Genomic DNA, 17618 nt, shown 5'->3' on the forward strand with positions numbered 1-17618 from the left:
ACAAATGTATAAAATTTATACTATTGATCGTGTCGTGCCCTACCCGCACGTCATTAAACTCCTACGTATTATGCGATGGGCAACCCTGATTTCCTTATTAACGCTAATGCAGGTTAGTGCCGCCACCCTGGCGCAGCGCATATCCATCAGTAAGCATAACGCTCCTTTAGAGAGCGTTTTAAAAGATATCCGCCAGCAAAGCGGCTACGATATTCTTTTTGACCTTGACCTTGTTTTAAAGGCCAAGCCCGTTACTGTCGACCTGGTTAACGCTACCCTGGAGCAGGCGCTTCAAAGCTCGCTGGCCGGGCAGCAACTCACGTATACCTTAGAGAATAAAAAAATAGTGATCAAGGAGATCAAGCTGTTCGATAAAATAAAAAACGTTTTTTCGGCCGCGGTTGATGTGAGGTGCGTAGTTACCGATAGCATTGGAAGTACGCTTCCCGGGGCAATTGTAACTGTAAAAGGCACAAAAATAAGTTATGTGGCCGATAATAACGGGGAGTTTACTGCCCTGGATATACCACCGGCCGGAATGGTATTTGTAACTACCTACGTAGGCTATCAGCGCCAGGAAACTTATATCAACCGCGATGCTAAAAGCCCGTTCCGTATTGTACTAAAGCCCGCCATGACACGCCTTAACGAGGTAAGCGTGGTTTATGACGGGTATCATAAATTATCAAAAGAGCGTGCCGCCGGGGCATACGCCTCCATCTCGGGTGAAGAAATACAGGCTATGCCTGCCGTTAACTTAATGTCGAGGCTGGAAGGCAAGTTGCCGGGTGTTAATTTTGATGTGCGCAATAACTTTTTGCAGGTTCGTGGTATAAATGCTTATAACCAAAACAGCGAAGTACTCATCGTGATAGACGGCTTCCCGATGATCAGCCCCAGCGATCAGCCCCGGTTAACCAATTTAACCGGCAACGTAACCGGTAATGCTGTAATAGGCAACTTAAATCCCGACGATATCGAGCAAATTACGGTATTGAAAGATGCCTCCGCAACATCTATATGGGGTTCGCGCGGTGCAAATGGCGTTATCGTGATCGAAACCCGCAAGGGTAAAAGAGGCCTGCCCGTTATTAATGCCAACTACACTTTTGGCGTATCCCAGCGGCCAAACTTAAATAACCTGAAGTGGATGAACAGCTCGCAGTACATTGATATGGAGCAAGATCTGGTGAACAGGGGCTTACTTACCGATCCGGCTTTAAGCACCGGCACTAATGCCCTTTATGTTGCTAATAATAGCGACGCCACAGAATGGATGTACCGTGTAAAACGTGGAACGGCAACGGCCGCCCAGCGGGATGCGGGCTTAGCTGAATTAAGCACGCATAACTCGCTCGATCAGATTAATAAATATCTGCTGCAAAACGCGGTGAGCCACCAGGCCAATATTTCTGTTTCCGGCGGTGCCGAAAATACCATTTACAGTGTTTCCGGAAACTATACCAAAGACCAGCCTTTTTACAAAGGGAACTGGGCCGAAAATATGATCCTGAATTCAAACACCACATCCCAGGTGTTTAATAAGACATTAACCATCAGGACTGGATTTAATTACCGTTACTCCAATAGCGTGTATAACGGCGCCGCGGTAGATGCGCTTTCAACCACAACAACTTCATTGCGGCCGTATGATAACCTTGTTGACGATAGCGGCAATCATATTCAACGTACCATCATCTTCAGGCAATCTATTGGCGACGCTTTTGTAGCGCAAGGATACCTTCCTTTTGGTTATAACGCTATTGACGAATTAAATTACTCTAATACGATTACCAAAACAAACTCCCTCAGGCTCACCGCAGGCCTGAACGGAAAAATAACCAGAGACTTAAATGCCGACGTATCCTTTATGAGCCAGCGGCAATTTGGCAATTCCGTTACCATCAACGAACTGAATAGTTATGCCAACCGCATTCAGTTAAATACGTACACCGTGGTAAACAGCGGCAAACTTTCGTATGGTTTACCTTATGGAGGCACTTACTACGAATCGGTGCCTACTGCTTACGATACTGATGTACGCGGGCAATTAAACTTCGATCATTCGTGGAAAGAAGGCCACCAGGTAACCGCTTTGGCCGGGACCGAGATCAGGGAAACAGGTACTTCTACCACCTCGTCAACCCGTTATGGCTATAACCAGGATGCTAATTCTATCGGCGTATTCAATCCCGGCGCTTCCTTACCTACCCTTTACGGTTATTCAACAACACTGAGCAATAACCTGAGCGGTATTTCTGCCAACAGGCGGAGGTATCTTTCTTATTATGCTAACGCCGGCTATAGCTTTCAGGATAAATATTTTGCCACGGGTAGCGTGAGGTTTGATGATGCTACTATGGTAGGTGTCGACCGCTCCGTAAGGGCCAAGCCATTCTGGTCTGCAGGTTTCCGCTGGAATGCCAGTAAAGAGGACTTTCTAAGCAATGTTAGCTGGTTATCAAAACTGGCTATCAGAACGTCGATCGGTACAAGCGGAACAGTACCCACAACCGGAACCAACATCGCCTTGCTTTCCGTGAGCAGCACATCCGATAGCCGTACCGGTTTAACTACAGCTTCTATTAGCACGCCCGCCAATACTACGTTGCGGTGGTCAACAACACGTCAGATCAATTTGGGTACCGATTTCGGCTTGTTCAAAAACCGGTTGATCGGCAGCTTTGATATTTATACTAAAAAAACTGTAGATATTCCTGTAAGTCAGGTATATAACCCAACCTATGGCTGGTCTAACTTAATCTTCAATACGGCAACCATGTCTGGCCACGGGATTGATCTCGGTTTAACGGGCGATGTGATCCGCACGCGGAAGTTCAAATGGAGCTCAACCTTTAACTTCTCGTATGCCACCAATAAAATTACCGACGTGCGTTATGCCAACCAAACGGCCAATATACTGGCTGCAGGCCCCTATATAGAGGGTTTGCCCGTTGGCGCCTTATTTGTTTACAAATGGGCAGGCCTGGATAACAAGGGCCAGTCGCAAATTTACGACCGCAATAACAACATTGTGAGCAGTACCGCGTCAACAGCAAATTTTACGCGTGCTGATCTTAAATATGCCGGGGTAACCTACGCGCCTTATACCGGCGGCTTTTTCAACACGTTTAATTATGGGCCTTTCTCTGCAACGGCGCAAATAACCTATTACTTTGGCAATGTATTCACCAAACAGTCAGTAACAACCAACAATTATCCAACCAGTGGCGATTATACCTTTTATGGTTCTATCGGAAAAGTTCAGGACCTGGCTTACCGCTGGCGCAATCCCGGCGACGAAGCTACTACCAACATACCAGGTATCACCAATTCAAGCTACAATAGCTTGTACCGTTATCAATACTCGGATATACTGGTAGAAAAAGGCGACCATGTGCGCTTGCAACAAGTGAGTTTAGCGTATGCCGTGCCGGCGAAGTATATACCCCGGAGTGTTTTCAAGAGCTTGTCGCTTAGTGCCAATATCCAAAATTTAGGTATTATCTGGCGCGCCAATAAAGACCATCTGGACCCCTTGTATACCAATACCGGGAATTACTCCAACCTGCCTCCGGCTTTAAGTTATTTAATTGGCGTAAACGCTTCATTTTAAACCATCATGAAAAAAACTATATTCACGCTTGCGGTACTGATCCTGATGAGCAGCTGCCGCAAATATGTCGAGATCACACAACCGGGCGTCCGCACCCTGACTTATACCAGCGATTACCGTTATCTTTTAGATAACGCCAACATCTTTGAGGGCAGCTATGGTTACCCCATCCTATCGGGCGACGATACCGAATATTCTGATGTTACCCAGCAGAACAACATCAGCACAATATGGGGTGCCGTATACACCTGGGCGGATACTTACATATCCGAAACCGTAAACGATACCGACTGGGATAAACTATACAACATTATTTATAACTGTAACGTGGTTATTGAGGGTGTATTGAGTTCGAAGGATGGAAGCGACGCCTTAAAACAACAGCTGTACGCGGAGGCGATGGTACACCGCGCCAACTGTTATTTGATATTGGTTAACCTTTACGGCAAACAATACAATGCCGCTACGGCAGCTACCGATTTGGGCGTACCCTTATTAACAACGCCAAACCTGTATGCCAGTTTAAAAAGGGCAAGTGTAAACGCAGTTTACACGCAGATATTGAGTGACCTGGGAACCTCGGTAAGCAGGCTTCCTAAACTTCCTGATGCCAATATCAGACCCTCAAAAGCGGCAAGCTATGCGCTCCTGTCAAAAACATACCTTAGCATGCGCAACTTTACGCAGGCCGGCCTGTATGCCGATAGTACCCTGAACATACAAAACACCTTGCTTGATTTGAAGGATTATAATGCCTCGGCTGGTGGTACTATCCCTAAAAGGCTTGTTGATCCGGAGGTGATCCTGTCCAAAATTGTGAATGGCAGTTATACCGGTGTTCCCATCAGTGCCGACGTGTTAAACTTGCTGGGCACAAGTGATTTGCGTTACACGCTTTTCACAAGGGCTGGTAACGCCTTTGGCCCTTCGTTTACCGGCAGAGGGTATTGGCGATACAGGCTGAATGGCGAGTATGTTATTCAGACTGGCCCATCGGTACCCGAAGTGATGCTCACCAAGGCCGAATGCCTGGCCCGACAGGGTAACGCAGCCGCTGCTATGCTTGTGGTGAATACCTTGCGTAAAAAACGCTTTTTAGACGCCGATTATGCCGACTTGCCTACCACCGATGCCGCAACTGCGCTTAATACAGTAATTAATGAACGCAAACGCGAGTTTGTAGGCAGAGGATACCGATGGTTCGATCAGAAGCGTATGAATTATGATGCCGCCTTTGCGGTAACTAAAACCCGCGTATTGAAAGGTGTTACTTACACCCTGGCGCCAAACAGTAATCGCTATTTATATCCTATCGGCCAAAAGTACATCCTGCTCAACCCCGAAATCGAACAAAACCCACGGTAAATAATTTCATGTTAAAAAAAACTTTTATAGCGCTGGCCTTACTGGCATCGTCAGCCCACGCTCAAACGGTGCCCGGAAAGGTTATCCTGAAGCCTGAAAAACCTATCCAGGGAAAGCCCCTGCAAGTGGCTTATACACCAGGTAAACAGAACATCGACCCCACAAAAACAAAACGGGTTTTTGTTTACCAGTTTGCAAACTTTAAATGGCGTGTAGATACATTGCCGCTGCAAACCCAGGCCGGAAATTTGACGGCAAAAATCAACCTGGATAGCAGGTCGGTGTTTGTGGCGTTAAAGTTCGACATGGCAACAGGCCCTGATCATACCCATGATACAGGATATACCTGGCCAGTGACTGATAAAAAGGGTTTAAAATTACCGGGCGGAGCATTGGCGCAAGCCTTGTTCCGCATGCCGGCCAGCCTTGGGGGGCCGGCCGGTTATTTCGACAAACTCCCCGCCCAGCCATCGGCAGATACGCTGCAAACTCTTTTAAAAGAAGAGCAGGAAATTAAAGGCAGTTCCCCATCGCGGTACGCTCACACTTATATCTCTTTGCAGCGGCTAATCAACGGGCCGCGGTTTAAAGAGGAAGCACCGGCCTTACTCGGGAAGTTATGGACAGGCGGCGGCCTTTCAGGCCAGGACTCCATTGAACTTTATCACGTTTACGGATTTGAACTTAAAGATGAAACCCGCGCGGCAGAGTTGCGGAAACAAATTATTGAGCGCGCGCCACATAGTGATTTCGCCAGGTTGGAAGCCTACCAAAAAGCCGCAAAAGGAGTAAATAACCAGCAAATCATCGCGAGCAGCGAAAAGTTTCTGGTTGACTTTCCGGCGAGTGAGCAGCAGAAAAACAGCCCCCGCCAGGATTATATTTATTATGGTCTTTACCGCAACCTGGCGGCGGCTTATTTCGCGGAAGGTAAATACGATGCCATCATTAGCAAAAGGAAATCCTGGGATTTTAAAACCGAAAATGAAATTTACCGCTGGAATATTGACCGCGGACTGCTGCTGAAAACAGCGCCTTTAGCTGTAATTAAACCTTTGGCTGATAGCCTGGCTGAGGACTTGCTGACCAAAATGAACGACAATTCGTACCGGGAGGATTTTGATGCGCCTGCCGACGCGGCCGCCAATGCCATTAAACAAATGGACGACCGTATCCGTACGCAAATTACCATTCATTACAGCCTTGGCGATAATCAAATCGCCCTGAATTACTTTAAAAAGCTATCTCCCGGCGCTGAATTTGCCAATGCCGAAACTAATGCAATACATATACAATTGCTTGACCGAGTGGGGCAAAGCCAGGCCGTTAAAGGCCTATTGGAACAGTGCGTGCGCAGTAATGCCGTTACCCCCGAGATGTTTGCCCGTATTAAGGATATTTACACTGCAGAGCATAAGGGCCTGGCGGGTTACGAGCAGTACCTGGCATCGTTAAAGTCTGCAGATGAAGTAAACGGGTTGAAGGCCGAGGTGAAAACACACCTGCTCAACCATGATATTATGCCCTTTGCGTTGGAAGACCTGAACGGCAACCTGGTACGCTCAAGCGATTGGGAGGATAAAATTGTGGTGATTGATTTTTGGGCAACCTGGTGCAAGCCCTGTATTGCCGCTTTCCCCGGCATGCAGATGCTGGTTGATAAATATGCTAAAGACCCACGGGTGGATTTTTATTTTGTATCCACCCAGCAGTTTGGAGATTATAAGCAGAAGGTGAAAGATTTTATTAAACGCGAAGGCTGGCGCTTTAAAGTGCTGTTTGATGGCGTTAATAAAGAAACCGGCGCGCAGGATGAAGTTTTTGCTCCGCTGGCCAAATTTTTCCAATCATCGGGTATCCCGCGTAAAATCATCATTAAGGATGGTGTTATGAGGTACACCAACGAAGGTTATTCGGGAAGTCCGAGCCAACTGGCCGACGAATTATCCTACGCCATTGAACTTTTAAAATCAGAAAAATAGATGTTACTTAAAAAGATACTTGTAACGGTTATCATTGTTATGGCAGCGTGCCAATTTAGCTCGGCCCAAATAAGCACCAAGGATAAGTTGAACGCAGCCCTTACCGCTATTCAAAAAAACTATGTCGATTCGCTGAGCGATCAAACCCTGACGGATGCCGCCATCAAAGGGATGTTTACCTCGCTCGACCCGCACTCTAAGTATTTCAGCGCCAAAGAGGCGCAGGAGATGAAAACGATGATGAGCGGCTCTTTTGTAGGCATCGGCATACAATATATTACGCAGAACGACAGTGTTTTTATCACCCAAATCATTCCTGGCGGACCTGCCGAAAAAGGCGGGGTAATGCCGGGCGACCGCATCTTAAAAATTGATAGCGTGGTGGTAACCGGGGCCAGGTTGAGCAACATGGATATTTTGAAGAAAATACGGGGTACCAATAAATCACCGATCAGGCTGGAACTTTATCGTCAGGCATTGAAAAAAATAATTACGGTTAATTTGATTCGCGGTGCCGTGGCAGACCATTCGGTAAGGGGGGCTTTTATGCTGAACAGCGATATTGGCTATATTTCTATCGGAATATTCAGCCAAACAACACAACCCGAAATTGAAGATGCCTTAAAGAGCCTAAAAAAACAGGGGATGAAATCGCTGATATTAGATCTGCAAGGCAATGGCGGCGGATACGTTGAAGCGGCTTTAGGCGTAGCTGATGAGTTTTTGAAAAAAGACCAGATGGTATACTACACCGTAGACCGCGACAAGGGCCGCGACTATTACTATGCCTCGGCATCGGGCACATCATGGGGCGGCAAGCTGGTGGTACTGGTTGATCAGAACACGGCATCGGCCAGTGAATTGCTGGCCGGGGCCTTACAGGATTGGGACCGCGCGGTAATTGTTGGGCGCAGAACGTTTGGCAAAGGCTTAACACAACGGCCGGTACCGCTTCCGGATGGCTCGGTACTGGAGCTAACCGGCGGAAGACTGTTTACACCGGCCGGAAGAACGGTGCAGAAGCCCTATAAAGGCGTCAATTACAACGCGGATATCACCAACCGTTATCTGAGCGGGGAGTTACTCTCTGATAAACCAATCACCCTGCCCGATTCATTAAAAGCTCATACCCTGGTTAATAAGCGGGTAATATATAACCACAGCGGCATTTCGCCCGATAAGTTGGTCCCGTTGGATACCTTGCAGGATGCAGCGTGGCTTAAGGCAGTAGCAGCAACCGGAGCGGTTAACCAGGCCGCATGGCAGTTGGTGGATGAGCACCGTGATGCTTTACGATCTGCCTATCCGGATTTTAACAGCTTTAATACGGGTTACAAAGTAGCTCAACGCAAGGTGAACGAAATTGCCAGGCTGGCAGAAAAGCAAGGCATCAAATTGCCTGTACATAATAAGGAGCGCATTTTTGACCTTCTGGCCCTTGAGATCAAGGCCGAGATTGCCGCGCAGTTATTTTCAGGGCACGAGTATTATCTCCGTGTGATCAGCAAAGAAAATACAAGCATCCGCGAAGCGATAAACATTTTAAACAATGGCCGCCAATACTCAGCCTATCTTGATGGCGCAAAGGCGCTGTAACTAATAGCAGTTAATCAATAAATACCAACAAACACACATGAAAAATTTAACGTTCTTTTTAATCACCATGTTAGCCTTGCCTTTATGGTGCGCCGCCCAGCAGGGATACGTGATCAGCGGTAAAATAGGCACGCTGGATAAACCCGCAAAAGCGTTTTTGAGCTACCATATCAATGGTGTACGCCATCTCGATTCAACTGTGCTTAACAAAGGTACCTTTGAGTTTAAAGGTTCTGTCCCTTCAACCAGGGAAGCACATATCCGTATCATACACGACGGTATGCCCGATAACCCGATCTACAAACCTGTATATGATGTTTACGGCTTTTACATCGAGAACAAAAACCTCCGGATAGAAACTGCCGACTCTATCAGTAAAGCTAAAATTTACGGATCGGCTGTGAACGATGAGAACGCCAAAATGGGCGTGCTGCTGAAACCTATTTACGACCAGTTTACGGCTTTGAACAATGAATACAGATCTAAAAGCGCTGAGCAAAAAGCAGACACAGCCTACATTAACTCGTTAGAGAGGCGCGCGGCCAAAGTTACCGCCGAAACTATAGCCGCTAAAAGAAAATACGCGTTGGAGCATCCGGACTCGTACATGGCTATTGTAGCGTTAAATTCAACAATGGGGGAGACCTTTGACGCGCAGACCACCGAAAAAGTGTTCAACAAATTATCTCCGGAGGTACGCAATTCTGAACTTGGCCAGGCTTCGTTAAAACGTATCCTGGAAGTAGTACGCACCGAGGAAGGCGTAATAGCGCCCGACTTTACGCAGAACGATGTAGACGGCAAAGCGGTAAAGCTTTCAGACTTCCGCGGGCATTATGTACTTGTTGATTTCTGGGCCTCGTGGTGCGGTCCCTGCCGCCGCGAAAATCCGAACCTCATTAAGGCCTACGCCGCTTTTAAGGATAAAGGTTTCCGCATCCTGGGCGTATCGTTAGACAAGCCTGCCGACAAGGAAAAATGGCTGAAGGCCATAGCCGATGACGGGTTAACTTGGACACAGGTATCAGACCTGAAAGCCTGGGATAACGAAGTAGCCAAGCTTTACAGCGTTAAGGCCATACCCATGAACTTTTTAATTGATCCTCAGGGTAAAATTGTAGGTAAATATTTGCGCGGAGAGGCCTTAAATGACAAACTGAAAGAAGTTTACAAATAGCAACAGCGAAATAAGCAATTGTTGTTAGACAAAACGAACCGATGCCATTTGACACATCGGTTCGTTTTTTTATTTTGAGGTGTTTGCAGATTTACCTGCTTGCCAAAAAGTTAATATTTAGCGTTGTGCACCTATTCATTTTTCCAGATCTTGTAATTTAAGCTTTATTTCTGCATTGCTATGCCATTTAAAATCGGGGTCTACTACCCTCCCTTGTTTATTTACAATTACATAGTGCGGTATACCATTAATTTGAAACCGGCCCGTTAAAAAATTGTGTTGATCTTGTGATAATCTATAATGCTCACCCTTAATATGGGGCATCATTGCTTGGTAGGTTTTTTCGGGCGAAGATGTATCAGTAATGTACAAAAACACAATGTCTTTATCCTGCGCCAATTCTTCTTTTAGCGGGGCTATTTCTTGTATACTCTGTATACAAGGAGCACACCAGGTTGCCCAAAAATCAATAAAAACCACTTTGCCTTTATACCTATCAAGTATAGCGCTCAAAATACTATCGGCAGTTGTATTTACCGGTATCTGGCTGTCGGCGTAGCTTGTTTGTTTTTTAACATTGCTGATGTTTTGCTTAATTTTATCGTTCAGCGCCACCACATCACCCATCAGGAATTTATGCTTGAGGACAGACTTTATTTTAGCAAGGGAATCATCCTTTAAAGTATCAGTTTTGTAATTCAACTCATTTGCTAAAGGTTGCAGATACATCAGGTCCAGTTCCAGCGAAATATCGGCATGTATTAAGCCCTTCAATACACCAGTCCGCGCTTTCTCTAATGCCCCTGGTTTAGTTGCTTTGTGGCTCATCATATCCTGATATATTTTTATGGTAGCTTTGATATTAGCATCAGATGTATCTTTACTTTTAAGAGATTCTATTTCTTTGGTGTAATCAAGCAAACCTGCGCTGTCATAAATCAGGTCCATAAACATTAGCCTGTTCATAAACTCAAAATAGCAATAACATACCATGGCGCATGGATCGTTATACTTTAGTGTTTTTAAAAAATCGTAATAATCTGCCTTAAGCGTTACCGGGCGAAGTACTGGTTCCCGATTATTAAACGATAATTTGTTCTGCATACGATAAGCAGCCTCTCTTGTATAATTATAGTGTATCAGGTCGCTGGCGGTACCATATTTAACATTTCGCACAGCCAGATTCCAGGCAATTTTATCAAATCCCGGTTGTTTTGCTATACTATCTATCAACGCCAGTTTGCTGGACTGAATTTTTAAAAAGTAGGATTTGTATTGCTCGGGAGTAAGCTGATAGATGTCGGCATAAATTTTATCCCAATTGTAATCCATTAAAACTGGCCTAACTTTGTTCATATCATTATTAACCCTTTCCGCATCTCCCTTAAAAGCAGATACTACCTTTGGAATATCTGCTATATTAAAGTCCTGAACAATGTTTTTGCCAGCCTCAAAATATACCCAACTATTAAAAAACGGAAAACTTATCCAGCATTCCTCGTTACGAACCAATGGAAAGGTGAGAGAAAAGTTGCCGTCGGGTTGGATATTGATAACATACATTTCATTGACGCCGGTTATTACATTATTCCTGATGAGTTTTCCGGTTGTGAAACCCATATTGCCAGAGTAGCCTGTTATTTTACCGGAGTAAGTAGTTTTTGGGGTTTGTGCAATTGCCAGTAGCGCGGATAGCATGATGCACAAAAAGAGGGTTATCTTCCTGGATGCTTGAAATTTAATATCCAGCAAATCAATTAATAAAAGCAGCTTCATAGATAAGGTTTGGTTGGTTATCAGGTAAAATTTACAATGGCTTTAGGCTGCACCCGGTATGCCAATAAAAGTTTGCGTATATAGCTTCGATAACAAAATAAATTGAAAGCGTTTTTCACGTTCAATTTCTGACGCCACCACTATATAACCAAACTTATTTTAGCCCAAGCCACCTGTAACTTTGTAAAATTGATAGCAATATATGCAAATAATAATTTCCCAAACGCTTTATTATCAATTATTCAACTCCCAAAACACAAAAACAGTTACTGCCTTGAAGCAATGGTATAATACATTAGATGCTTAAAGATCAAACAACCCTATATCATCTCAATGTTATGAGCTAATTTCAACCCGATAAATGTAACAGGCAAGCATTGATATACCTGGGCCTGCCCCCTAATCTTTCCGGATGATATTGCTGTTCACCTCAATCTCTTTGAGCAATCCAGGCGAACTGACGGTGCTGCTATAACTTTTACCGGGATCGGTTTGCGAAATGCGTGTTAAATCGGCATTGTGCTGATCAAGTTGTTTAATCAGATCGTTAATCACCTTTAGGTGAGAATTGAAGAATTTCACCTTATTGTTGTAAGTATCTATTTTATAGTTAGCGGCTACCGCATCGGTAGTTTTTGCGGTGTCGGCCGGCGTGAAATTATAGTAAGACAGGTTACTCACCGTAGTTTCAATCGGAACCAAGGATGGTGAGGGATCTTTAGCATCAAGCGCGGCCAGGTTAAGCCGCACGGGATCTGGATTATAAACCAGTAAGTTTTTGTATTCATCTATAATGGCTGCAGCTATCCTGTTTTGCTCCTTATAGTTATCCGCTACGATTTTGTTTTTTACGTTATTTTTAAACCCATTAAATAACAAGGATGTAAAATCATAAGCCTTGGTACGTAAAACCGCGTTTTGAATGGAGTAATAGTTGCTCAGGGTTTTATCCTTCGTATACATCACCCCTAAATTAGTACTAAAAATCTGGGTAGGCGCGCTCAGAGAGATGTTAGCCTGGTTACTGAAATTATAAAATTGTTTACCGTAAATTTCCAGATCATCAATACGTTCGTAAGAGGATAAAAAATAAAGGCGATAGCGCTGGTATTCTTTATCCGGATTATCGATCTGGGCATAACAATTTTGTATAAAATCAAGCACCGCTTTATCGTTAAACACCTGGTAGATGTTGGCGTTTACCGACGGTTTCCACCTGATCAATGATAACTTCGCTTTAAACTCAAGCTCCGCCGTGTTGTTTACCTTTAACGAATCAAACATTTTAGCCACAAAATACGCCACCTGCGTATTGGCCATACCCGTATGGCCTTTGTTAACCATGGCGTATAAGCTATCCTGTATGGTCAGGTAGGTTTCGCTGTTGTTCCAAAACGAAGGCTCCAGCGGTGGCAATAGTAAACGGTTAGTTTTGGTATCAACAAAGATAAAGGTGCCAAGCGGGTAGATGTTCTGAAAATTGTTTTCGAGCATGGATAGGCTACTCATGGAGGTCGAGTCCATTTTAAGTAAAAAGTTGAGTACTTTATTGTGCTCCAGCTTAATGCTCAACCCCTCCAGCGATTCAAAGTTTGAGGTCTGTTTTTCAGGAATGATGATGGGTATGTAAAAAATAGTTTTGCTGTTGGCTTTCAGTGTTTCAAAATCCTTCTTGATGGTGATGGAGGTTGCATCCTCGGCATTCTGTCCATAAAAAGATATGGTATCCCCCTTACTCACGTCGAGCTCTTTAATTTTTTCTTCGTTTGGGTTCAAATTCATTAAAGCCTTTATTTTGACGGACCCGGATTTCTTACTGATCTTATAAAATATGGCCGCGTTCATTTTAGAATTATTTTTGATTTTAAATTTGAACCCATTGCCGAGCGTATAAAGCGGCCAACCCAATAAGAGCAGCAAAGTAAAAAACCACATCAAAATGGGGTGGCGAACTGTAGGGCCATTACCAATTGCTATTGGATGAGGTTTATTGCATTGTATTTCCATAAATCTTGATTCGTGTTTAGTAAACTGAAGTATAACGTAATTAAGGCTGATAAGTGTTTATAGACTGGTTGAGTAAGATAAATATTACCAAAATAAATGTATTATTGCCGGATTAACTGCCTTTATTGAATAAAAAGAATGCTTCGGGAGGAGCCCTGCGTACATCATTGGTTTGCAGGTTATTCTTAGGGGAATTGGGAAAGATACCTGCTTCTTAACATCGTTAACTTTGCTACTTTTGGATTCCACTACTTTTACAATGAAAAGAAACCATGATATATTATGGAAGGGAGCGTTAGAAGATCTATTTGATGATTTTCTTCGTTTTTTTTATCCTGAAGCCGAGAACCTGTTTAATCTTGATCAAGGTTTTGAATACCTGGATAAAGAACTCGACCAGCTTTTTCCGCCGCAAGCAGGTGACCCTGCTCCCCGCTATGTTGATAAACTGGTTAAAGTTTTCACCAAAAGCGGTGGCGAAGAATGGGTTTTGATTCACATCGAAGTCCAATCCTATACCGATCAGAATTTTGCGCAGCGCATGTTTCAGTATTATTACAGGATACTCGACCAGTACCATAAACCCATCACAGCATTTGCCATTTTTGCCGATACAAATAAAAACTTTCATCCTAAACAATACGAACGGGAGTTTTTAGGCACAAGGGTTTTATACAGCTACAATACCTTTAAGATTATCGATCAGGATGATATGCTATTGCAGGAAAGTGAAAATCCATTTGCTATGGTGGTATCGTCGGCAAAGCTGGCGTTATCCCGCGGCTTATTGCAAGACGAGCAGCTTTTCAATCAGGCGTACGAACTTGCCCGCAGGTTATTGGATAAACAGATACCTAAAGATAAGATACGCAAGGTGATGAACTTTTTGAGGTATTACCTGAGTTTTGAAAATCCGGATATGTTTGCTAAATTTGAGAAAGAGATTGCTATACTAACAGAAAGGAGCGAGACTATGGGCTTAGAAGAGCTTTTATTGGCCGAAGCAAAGAAAGAAGGCAAACTTGAAGGTAAACTTGAGGGTAAGCTTGAAGGTAAACTTGAAGGTAAACTTGAGGGTAAACACGAAGAAGCTGTGATAATTGCCCGTGAACTAAAAAAGGAAGGCTTGTCAAATGAATTTATTTCAAGGACCACTAAGCTTCCTATCGAGCAAATTGAGAAGTTATAAATTGTAATAAATAACCGAACCTGCGTTTATTGCATAATTGTAGAAGTGACACTGCATTTGGATTTATCTGGCTATAAAGCTATAGCAACGGTTGCACTGATACCCTCCTATTCAAGCAAAAATTTTAAACCCTATCACTGATTTTGCCATATTATTATTGGTTTGGCCAATTGCTACAAATCCTCTTATCCTATAACGGATCGAGCTTAAATGGTTATTTAATTAAACTGAAAATTTCAGCATCAGTCACGTTTAAATTTTTAATTACTTAAAAAAATCATTTGTTGTAATAGCCCCACGACATTGCCATTTTGTTGCGGCAATATTTTAAGTAAAACAATTAGCCAAGGGTAACGTTAATATTATAAGCACAAGCATTTGATCCTACCCGATTTTTCTATCGCTTTAAATTCATTAAAAGCAATTGGCCCTTGAAAATGTTTCTGTTGGTTTTATTGATCAGATAAAAAGACATCATGAAAAATGTAAGTGTATTTATGGTTATTGTTGGCTTATTGCTAATTATTGGAGGCCTTTTCTTTTACAAACACGTTGATAATGCTGTAGACAGCGGGGGATCAATGGAAATTACCACTACGCCCGGAGGCGCATGGACCGTTAAAATACCTATGTTTGCAGGCGGCGTGATGCTGCTTTTGGGATGCATTTTTTATTATGTAGCAATTCAAAAAAAAACTAACGATACTGCAATTCATCGTATTTGATTTTTAGTTGTCAGGCATTTTATAAAATTAACGACCCTATAATGGTAGGGTGGTGTTTTGTAGCCCAAACAATTCTCAATAACAGAAACATCTCAATGAACTAAAAGCCAATTAATTGAGCAGCATATTTTTAACTTAATCTGCAATACAATAGTTGCACAGCAATAAATGGGGTAATTGCAAGAAGCCCAAATTACAATTGCTTGCTGGTCCACTCAATAGTATAACACATCTATCGCACAGGCCAGGCACTAAAAGGCACCCTATTTGCTAACCACATGATAAATTGCTTACTTTTAAGTTTAGGTAATTTAATCGTTGGTAAATGAAACATCTCCTTTTTCTGATTATTTTTTGCATAGCTTCACTTTCAGTATTTGCTCAGCAGGACACGGCCCGGTTAAAGAGAGATTCGCTGCTCAACACGGAACTTAATAATCAGTCTGCCAAAGTTCAACAGTTGTCGGCAGAACGGCTGGCGGACTCGTTAAGGCGCTTAGACCTTGAAAATCAGGTAACTCAGCTCAAATCGACAGATCACCTGAAACGCGCAGCATTATTGCAGGAACTGGCGGGAATAAAACGCGGAGATTCTCTTCGCCTGGCGAAACAAAAACACCAGATTGATTCGTTAAAACACTTTGTTACCGGCTTTGCAGTAGCCCCCTTCCGCGATTCTTTATTCTATATTTTCACCCGGCAGGGAAGTTTCACACCGAAAGACCGCGCAGAAGCCATCGTTAACCGTATCCGCAAACTGGCCGATGATTATAATTTCAAAGCGGATTCAATAAAGCTATCCGTATCGGAACAAACGATGGATATCCTGTATAAAAGCAACTTGCTCATTTCCGTTTCGGAGCAGGATGCACTATGGCAAAATACCAGTAAAGAAAAATTGGCAGCCCAACTCAAAACTACCATCGCTAAAGCAGTGACAGATTACCGCCGGGAAACCAGTTGGTCAACACTGGTTAAAGAAGGCCTAACGGCCCTACTCGTGCTTGTGATTGTGGTTCTGCTTATTTACGGTATTAACCGTTTGTTCGGCTTATTCCTGTCGCGAACAAAATCAGAAAAATCGTGGTACTCCAATGGAATAAAGATCAGAAACTATGAGTTGTTGAATGCGGAACAAGAGCTTGGCGCACTTCACTTTGTAATTAAGGCTATTAAATGGGTTTTGGTTATTGTGGTGGTTTACCTGGCTCTGCCTATCCTGTTCGGTATCTTCCCTTTTACCAAAGACCTATCTGCAACATTAATCAGCTATGTAACCAGTCCGTTAAAAAAGATAGGCCTGGGGATATGGAACTATATCCCTAACCTGATCACCATCCTGGTACTGGTGGTAATCTTCCGTTATGTGCTTAAATTTTTCCGCTACATTAAAACAGAGATTGAACGAGGGCGGCTAACCATTCCCGGCTTTTATGCCGACTGGGCCAACCCAACGTACCAGATATTGCGGGTGCTCATCCTGGCCTTTATGCTTATCGTCATCTTCCCTTATATGCCGGGTTCCGATTCACCAATATTCAAGGGGGTATCCGTATTCGTGGGGGTACTGTTCACTTTTGGTTCAGCGGGCGCTTTAGGCAATGTTGTAGCCGGTTTAGTGCTCACCTATATGCGGGCTTTCCGCCTGGGCGACCGGGTTAAGATAGGCGAAGTAACCGGAGATATTATTGCACGTAACCTGCTTGTCACCAGGATCAGGACAATCCAAAACGAAATCATATCTATCCCTAATTCAACAGTGATGAGTAACCACACCGTCAACTACAGTACCGATGCGCAGACAAACGGCTTAATTATACATACCACCGTAACTATTGGCTATGATGCGCCCTGGCGGCAAGTACATCAATTACTGATAGACGCCGCTTTGGCAACACCGATGATAGATGCCGAACCTACCCCCTATGTGCTACAAACGAGCTTGGATGATTACTATGTGAGCTACCGCATTAACGCGTTTACTAAACAACCCAATAAACAAGCGCTTATCTACTCCCATTTACATCAGAATATCCAGGATCAGTTTAACCAGGCTGGTGTTGAAATTATGTCGCCGCATTATAAAGCCCTGAGGGATGGTAATGCTACCACTATTCCAACAGAATATTTACCAAAGGATTATATTGCTCCACCCTTTAAAACACAGCAGACTAAAGACCAATAA

Annotated in this window: 10 protein-coding genes; 8 read left to right on the forward strand and 2 right to left on the reverse strand. The window is 43.8% G+C overall.

Annotation, left to right across the window (positions count from 1 at the left end; all coding sequences use genetic code 11):
- Positions 1-4: 4 nt before the first annotated feature.
- Genes MUCPA_RS04175 through MUCPA_RS04195 form a run of 5 tightly spaced genes read left to right on the forward strand, consistent with a single transcriptional unit; the run spans position 5 to position 9736 of the window.
- Positions 5-3616: a SusC/RagA family TonB-linked outer membrane protein gene (locus MUCPA_RS04175; RefSeq protein ID WP_008504643.1), complete on the forward strand. Its 3612-nt coding sequence runs from the start codon at positions 5-7 to the stop codon at positions 3614-3616.
- Between the two features lie 6 nt (positions 3617-3622).
- Positions 3623-4981, forward strand: coding sequence for a RagB/SusD family nutrient uptake outer membrane protein (locus MUCPA_RS04180; protein ID WP_008504644.1), 1359 nt, complete (start codon positions 3623-3625; stop codon positions 4979-4981).
- 8 nt (positions 4982-4989) lie between these two features.
- Complete coding sequence (locus MUCPA_RS04185; protein WP_008504645.1) at positions 4990-6963, forward strand: TlpA disulfide reductase family protein; 1974 nt, start codon at positions 4990-4992, stop codon at positions 6961-6963.
- Positions 6964-8559 (forward strand): S41 family peptidase, encoded by a 1596-nt coding sequence (locus MUCPA_RS04190; protein ID WP_008504646.1) that lies wholly within the window; start codon positions 6964-6966, stop codon positions 8557-8559. It abuts the gene before it with no gap.
- A gap of 37 nt (positions 8560-8596) precedes the next feature.
- Positions 8597-9736, forward strand: a complete 1140-nt coding sequence (locus tag MUCPA_RS04195; protein ID WP_008504647.1) for a redoxin domain-containing protein — start codon at positions 8597-8599, stop codon at positions 9734-9736.
- Positions 9737-9871: 135 nt separating this feature from the next.
- Here MUCPA_RS04195 and MUCPA_RS04200 read toward each other — a convergent pair whose 3' ends face one another.
- Together MUCPA_RS04200 and MUCPA_RS04205 are read right to left on the reverse strand one after the other, a co-directional pair.
- Complete coding sequence (locus MUCPA_RS04200) at positions 9872-11512, reverse strand: TlpA family protein disulfide reductase (RefSeq protein WP_008504648.1); 1641 nt, start codon at positions 11510-11512, stop codon at positions 9872-9874.
- A gap of 399 nt (positions 11513-11911) precedes the next feature.
- Positions 11912-13294 carry a hypothetical protein gene (locus MUCPA_RS04205; RefSeq protein ID WP_157543809.1) on the reverse strand — a complete coding sequence of 461 codons (1383 nt, stop codon included), beginning with the start codon at positions 13292-13294 and terminating at the stop codon, positions 11912-11914.
- Positions 13295-13778: 484 nt separating this feature from the next.
- Here MUCPA_RS04205 and MUCPA_RS04210 point away from each other — a divergent pair, with 484 nt between their 5' ends.
- The 3 genes from MUCPA_RS04210 (at position 13779) to MUCPA_RS04220 (ending at position 17618) form a co-directional block, all read left to right on the forward strand.
- Entirely contained in the window at positions 13779-14708 is a 930-nt protein-coding gene (locus tag MUCPA_RS04210; protein ID WP_008504650.1) for an Rpn family recombination-promoting nuclease/putative transposase, read from the forward strand.
- A 476-nt stretch (positions 14709-15184) separates the two neighbouring features.
- Positions 15185-15433, forward strand: a complete 249-nt coding sequence (locus MUCPA_RS04215; RefSeq protein ID WP_008504651.1) for a hypothetical protein — start codon at positions 15185-15187, stop codon at positions 15431-15433.
- A gap of 325 nt (positions 15434-15758) precedes the next feature.
- Positions 15759-17618, forward strand: coding sequence for a mechanosensitive ion channel family protein (locus MUCPA_RS04220; RefSeq protein ID WP_008504652.1), 1860 nt, complete (start codon positions 15759-15761; stop codon positions 17616-17618).

This window comes from Mucilaginibacter paludis DSM 18603 (assembly GCF_000166195.2).
In the GTDB taxonomy this organism is placed as follows: domain Bacteria; phylum Bacteroidota; class Bacteroidia; order Sphingobacteriales; family Sphingobacteriaceae; genus Mucilaginibacter; species Mucilaginibacter paludis.

What these genes read in the sequence shown, in the direction of transcription:
- MUCPA_RS04220 (WP_008504652.1), top strand. Translation starts at nt 15,759, where the DNA reads ATGAAACATCTCCTTTTTCTGATTATTTTTTGCATAGCTTCACTTTCA.
- MUCPA_RS04215 (WP_008504651.1), top strand. Translation starts at nt 15,185, where the DNA reads ATGAAAAATGTAAGTGTATTTATGGTTATTGTTGGCTTATTGCTAATT.
- MUCPA_RS04205 (WP_157543809.1), bottom strand. Translation starts at nt 13,294, where the DNA reads ATGAATTTGAACCCAAACGAAGAAAAAATTAAAGAGCTCGACGTGAGT.
- MUCPA_RS04180 (WP_008504644.1), top strand. Translation starts at nt 3,623, where the DNA reads ATGAAAAAAACTATATTCACGCTTGCGGTACTGATCCTGATGAGCAGC.
- MUCPA_RS04210 (WP_008504650.1), top strand. Translation starts at nt 13,779, where the DNA reads ATGAAAAGAAACCATGATATATTATGGAAGGGAGCGTTAGAAGATCTA.
- MUCPA_RS04200 (WP_008504648.1), bottom strand. Translation starts at nt 11,512, where the DNA reads ATGAAGCTGCTTTTATTAATTGATTTGCTGGATATTAAATTTCAAGCA.
- MUCPA_RS04190 (WP_008504646.1), top strand. Translation starts at nt 6,964, where the DNA reads ATGTTACTTAAAAAGATACTTGTAACGGTTATCATTGTTATGGCAGCG.
- MUCPA_RS04175 (WP_008504643.1), top strand. Translation starts at nt 5, where the DNA reads ATGTATAAAATTTATACTATTGATCGTGTCGTGCCCTACCCGCACGTC.
- MUCPA_RS04195 (WP_008504647.1), top strand. Translation starts at nt 8,597, where the DNA reads ATGAAAAATTTAACGTTCTTTTTAATCACCATGTTAGCCTTGCCTTTA.
- MUCPA_RS04185 (WP_008504645.1), top strand. Translation starts at nt 4,990, where the DNA reads ATGTTAAAAAAAACTTTTATAGCGCTGGCCTTACTGGCATCGTCAGCC.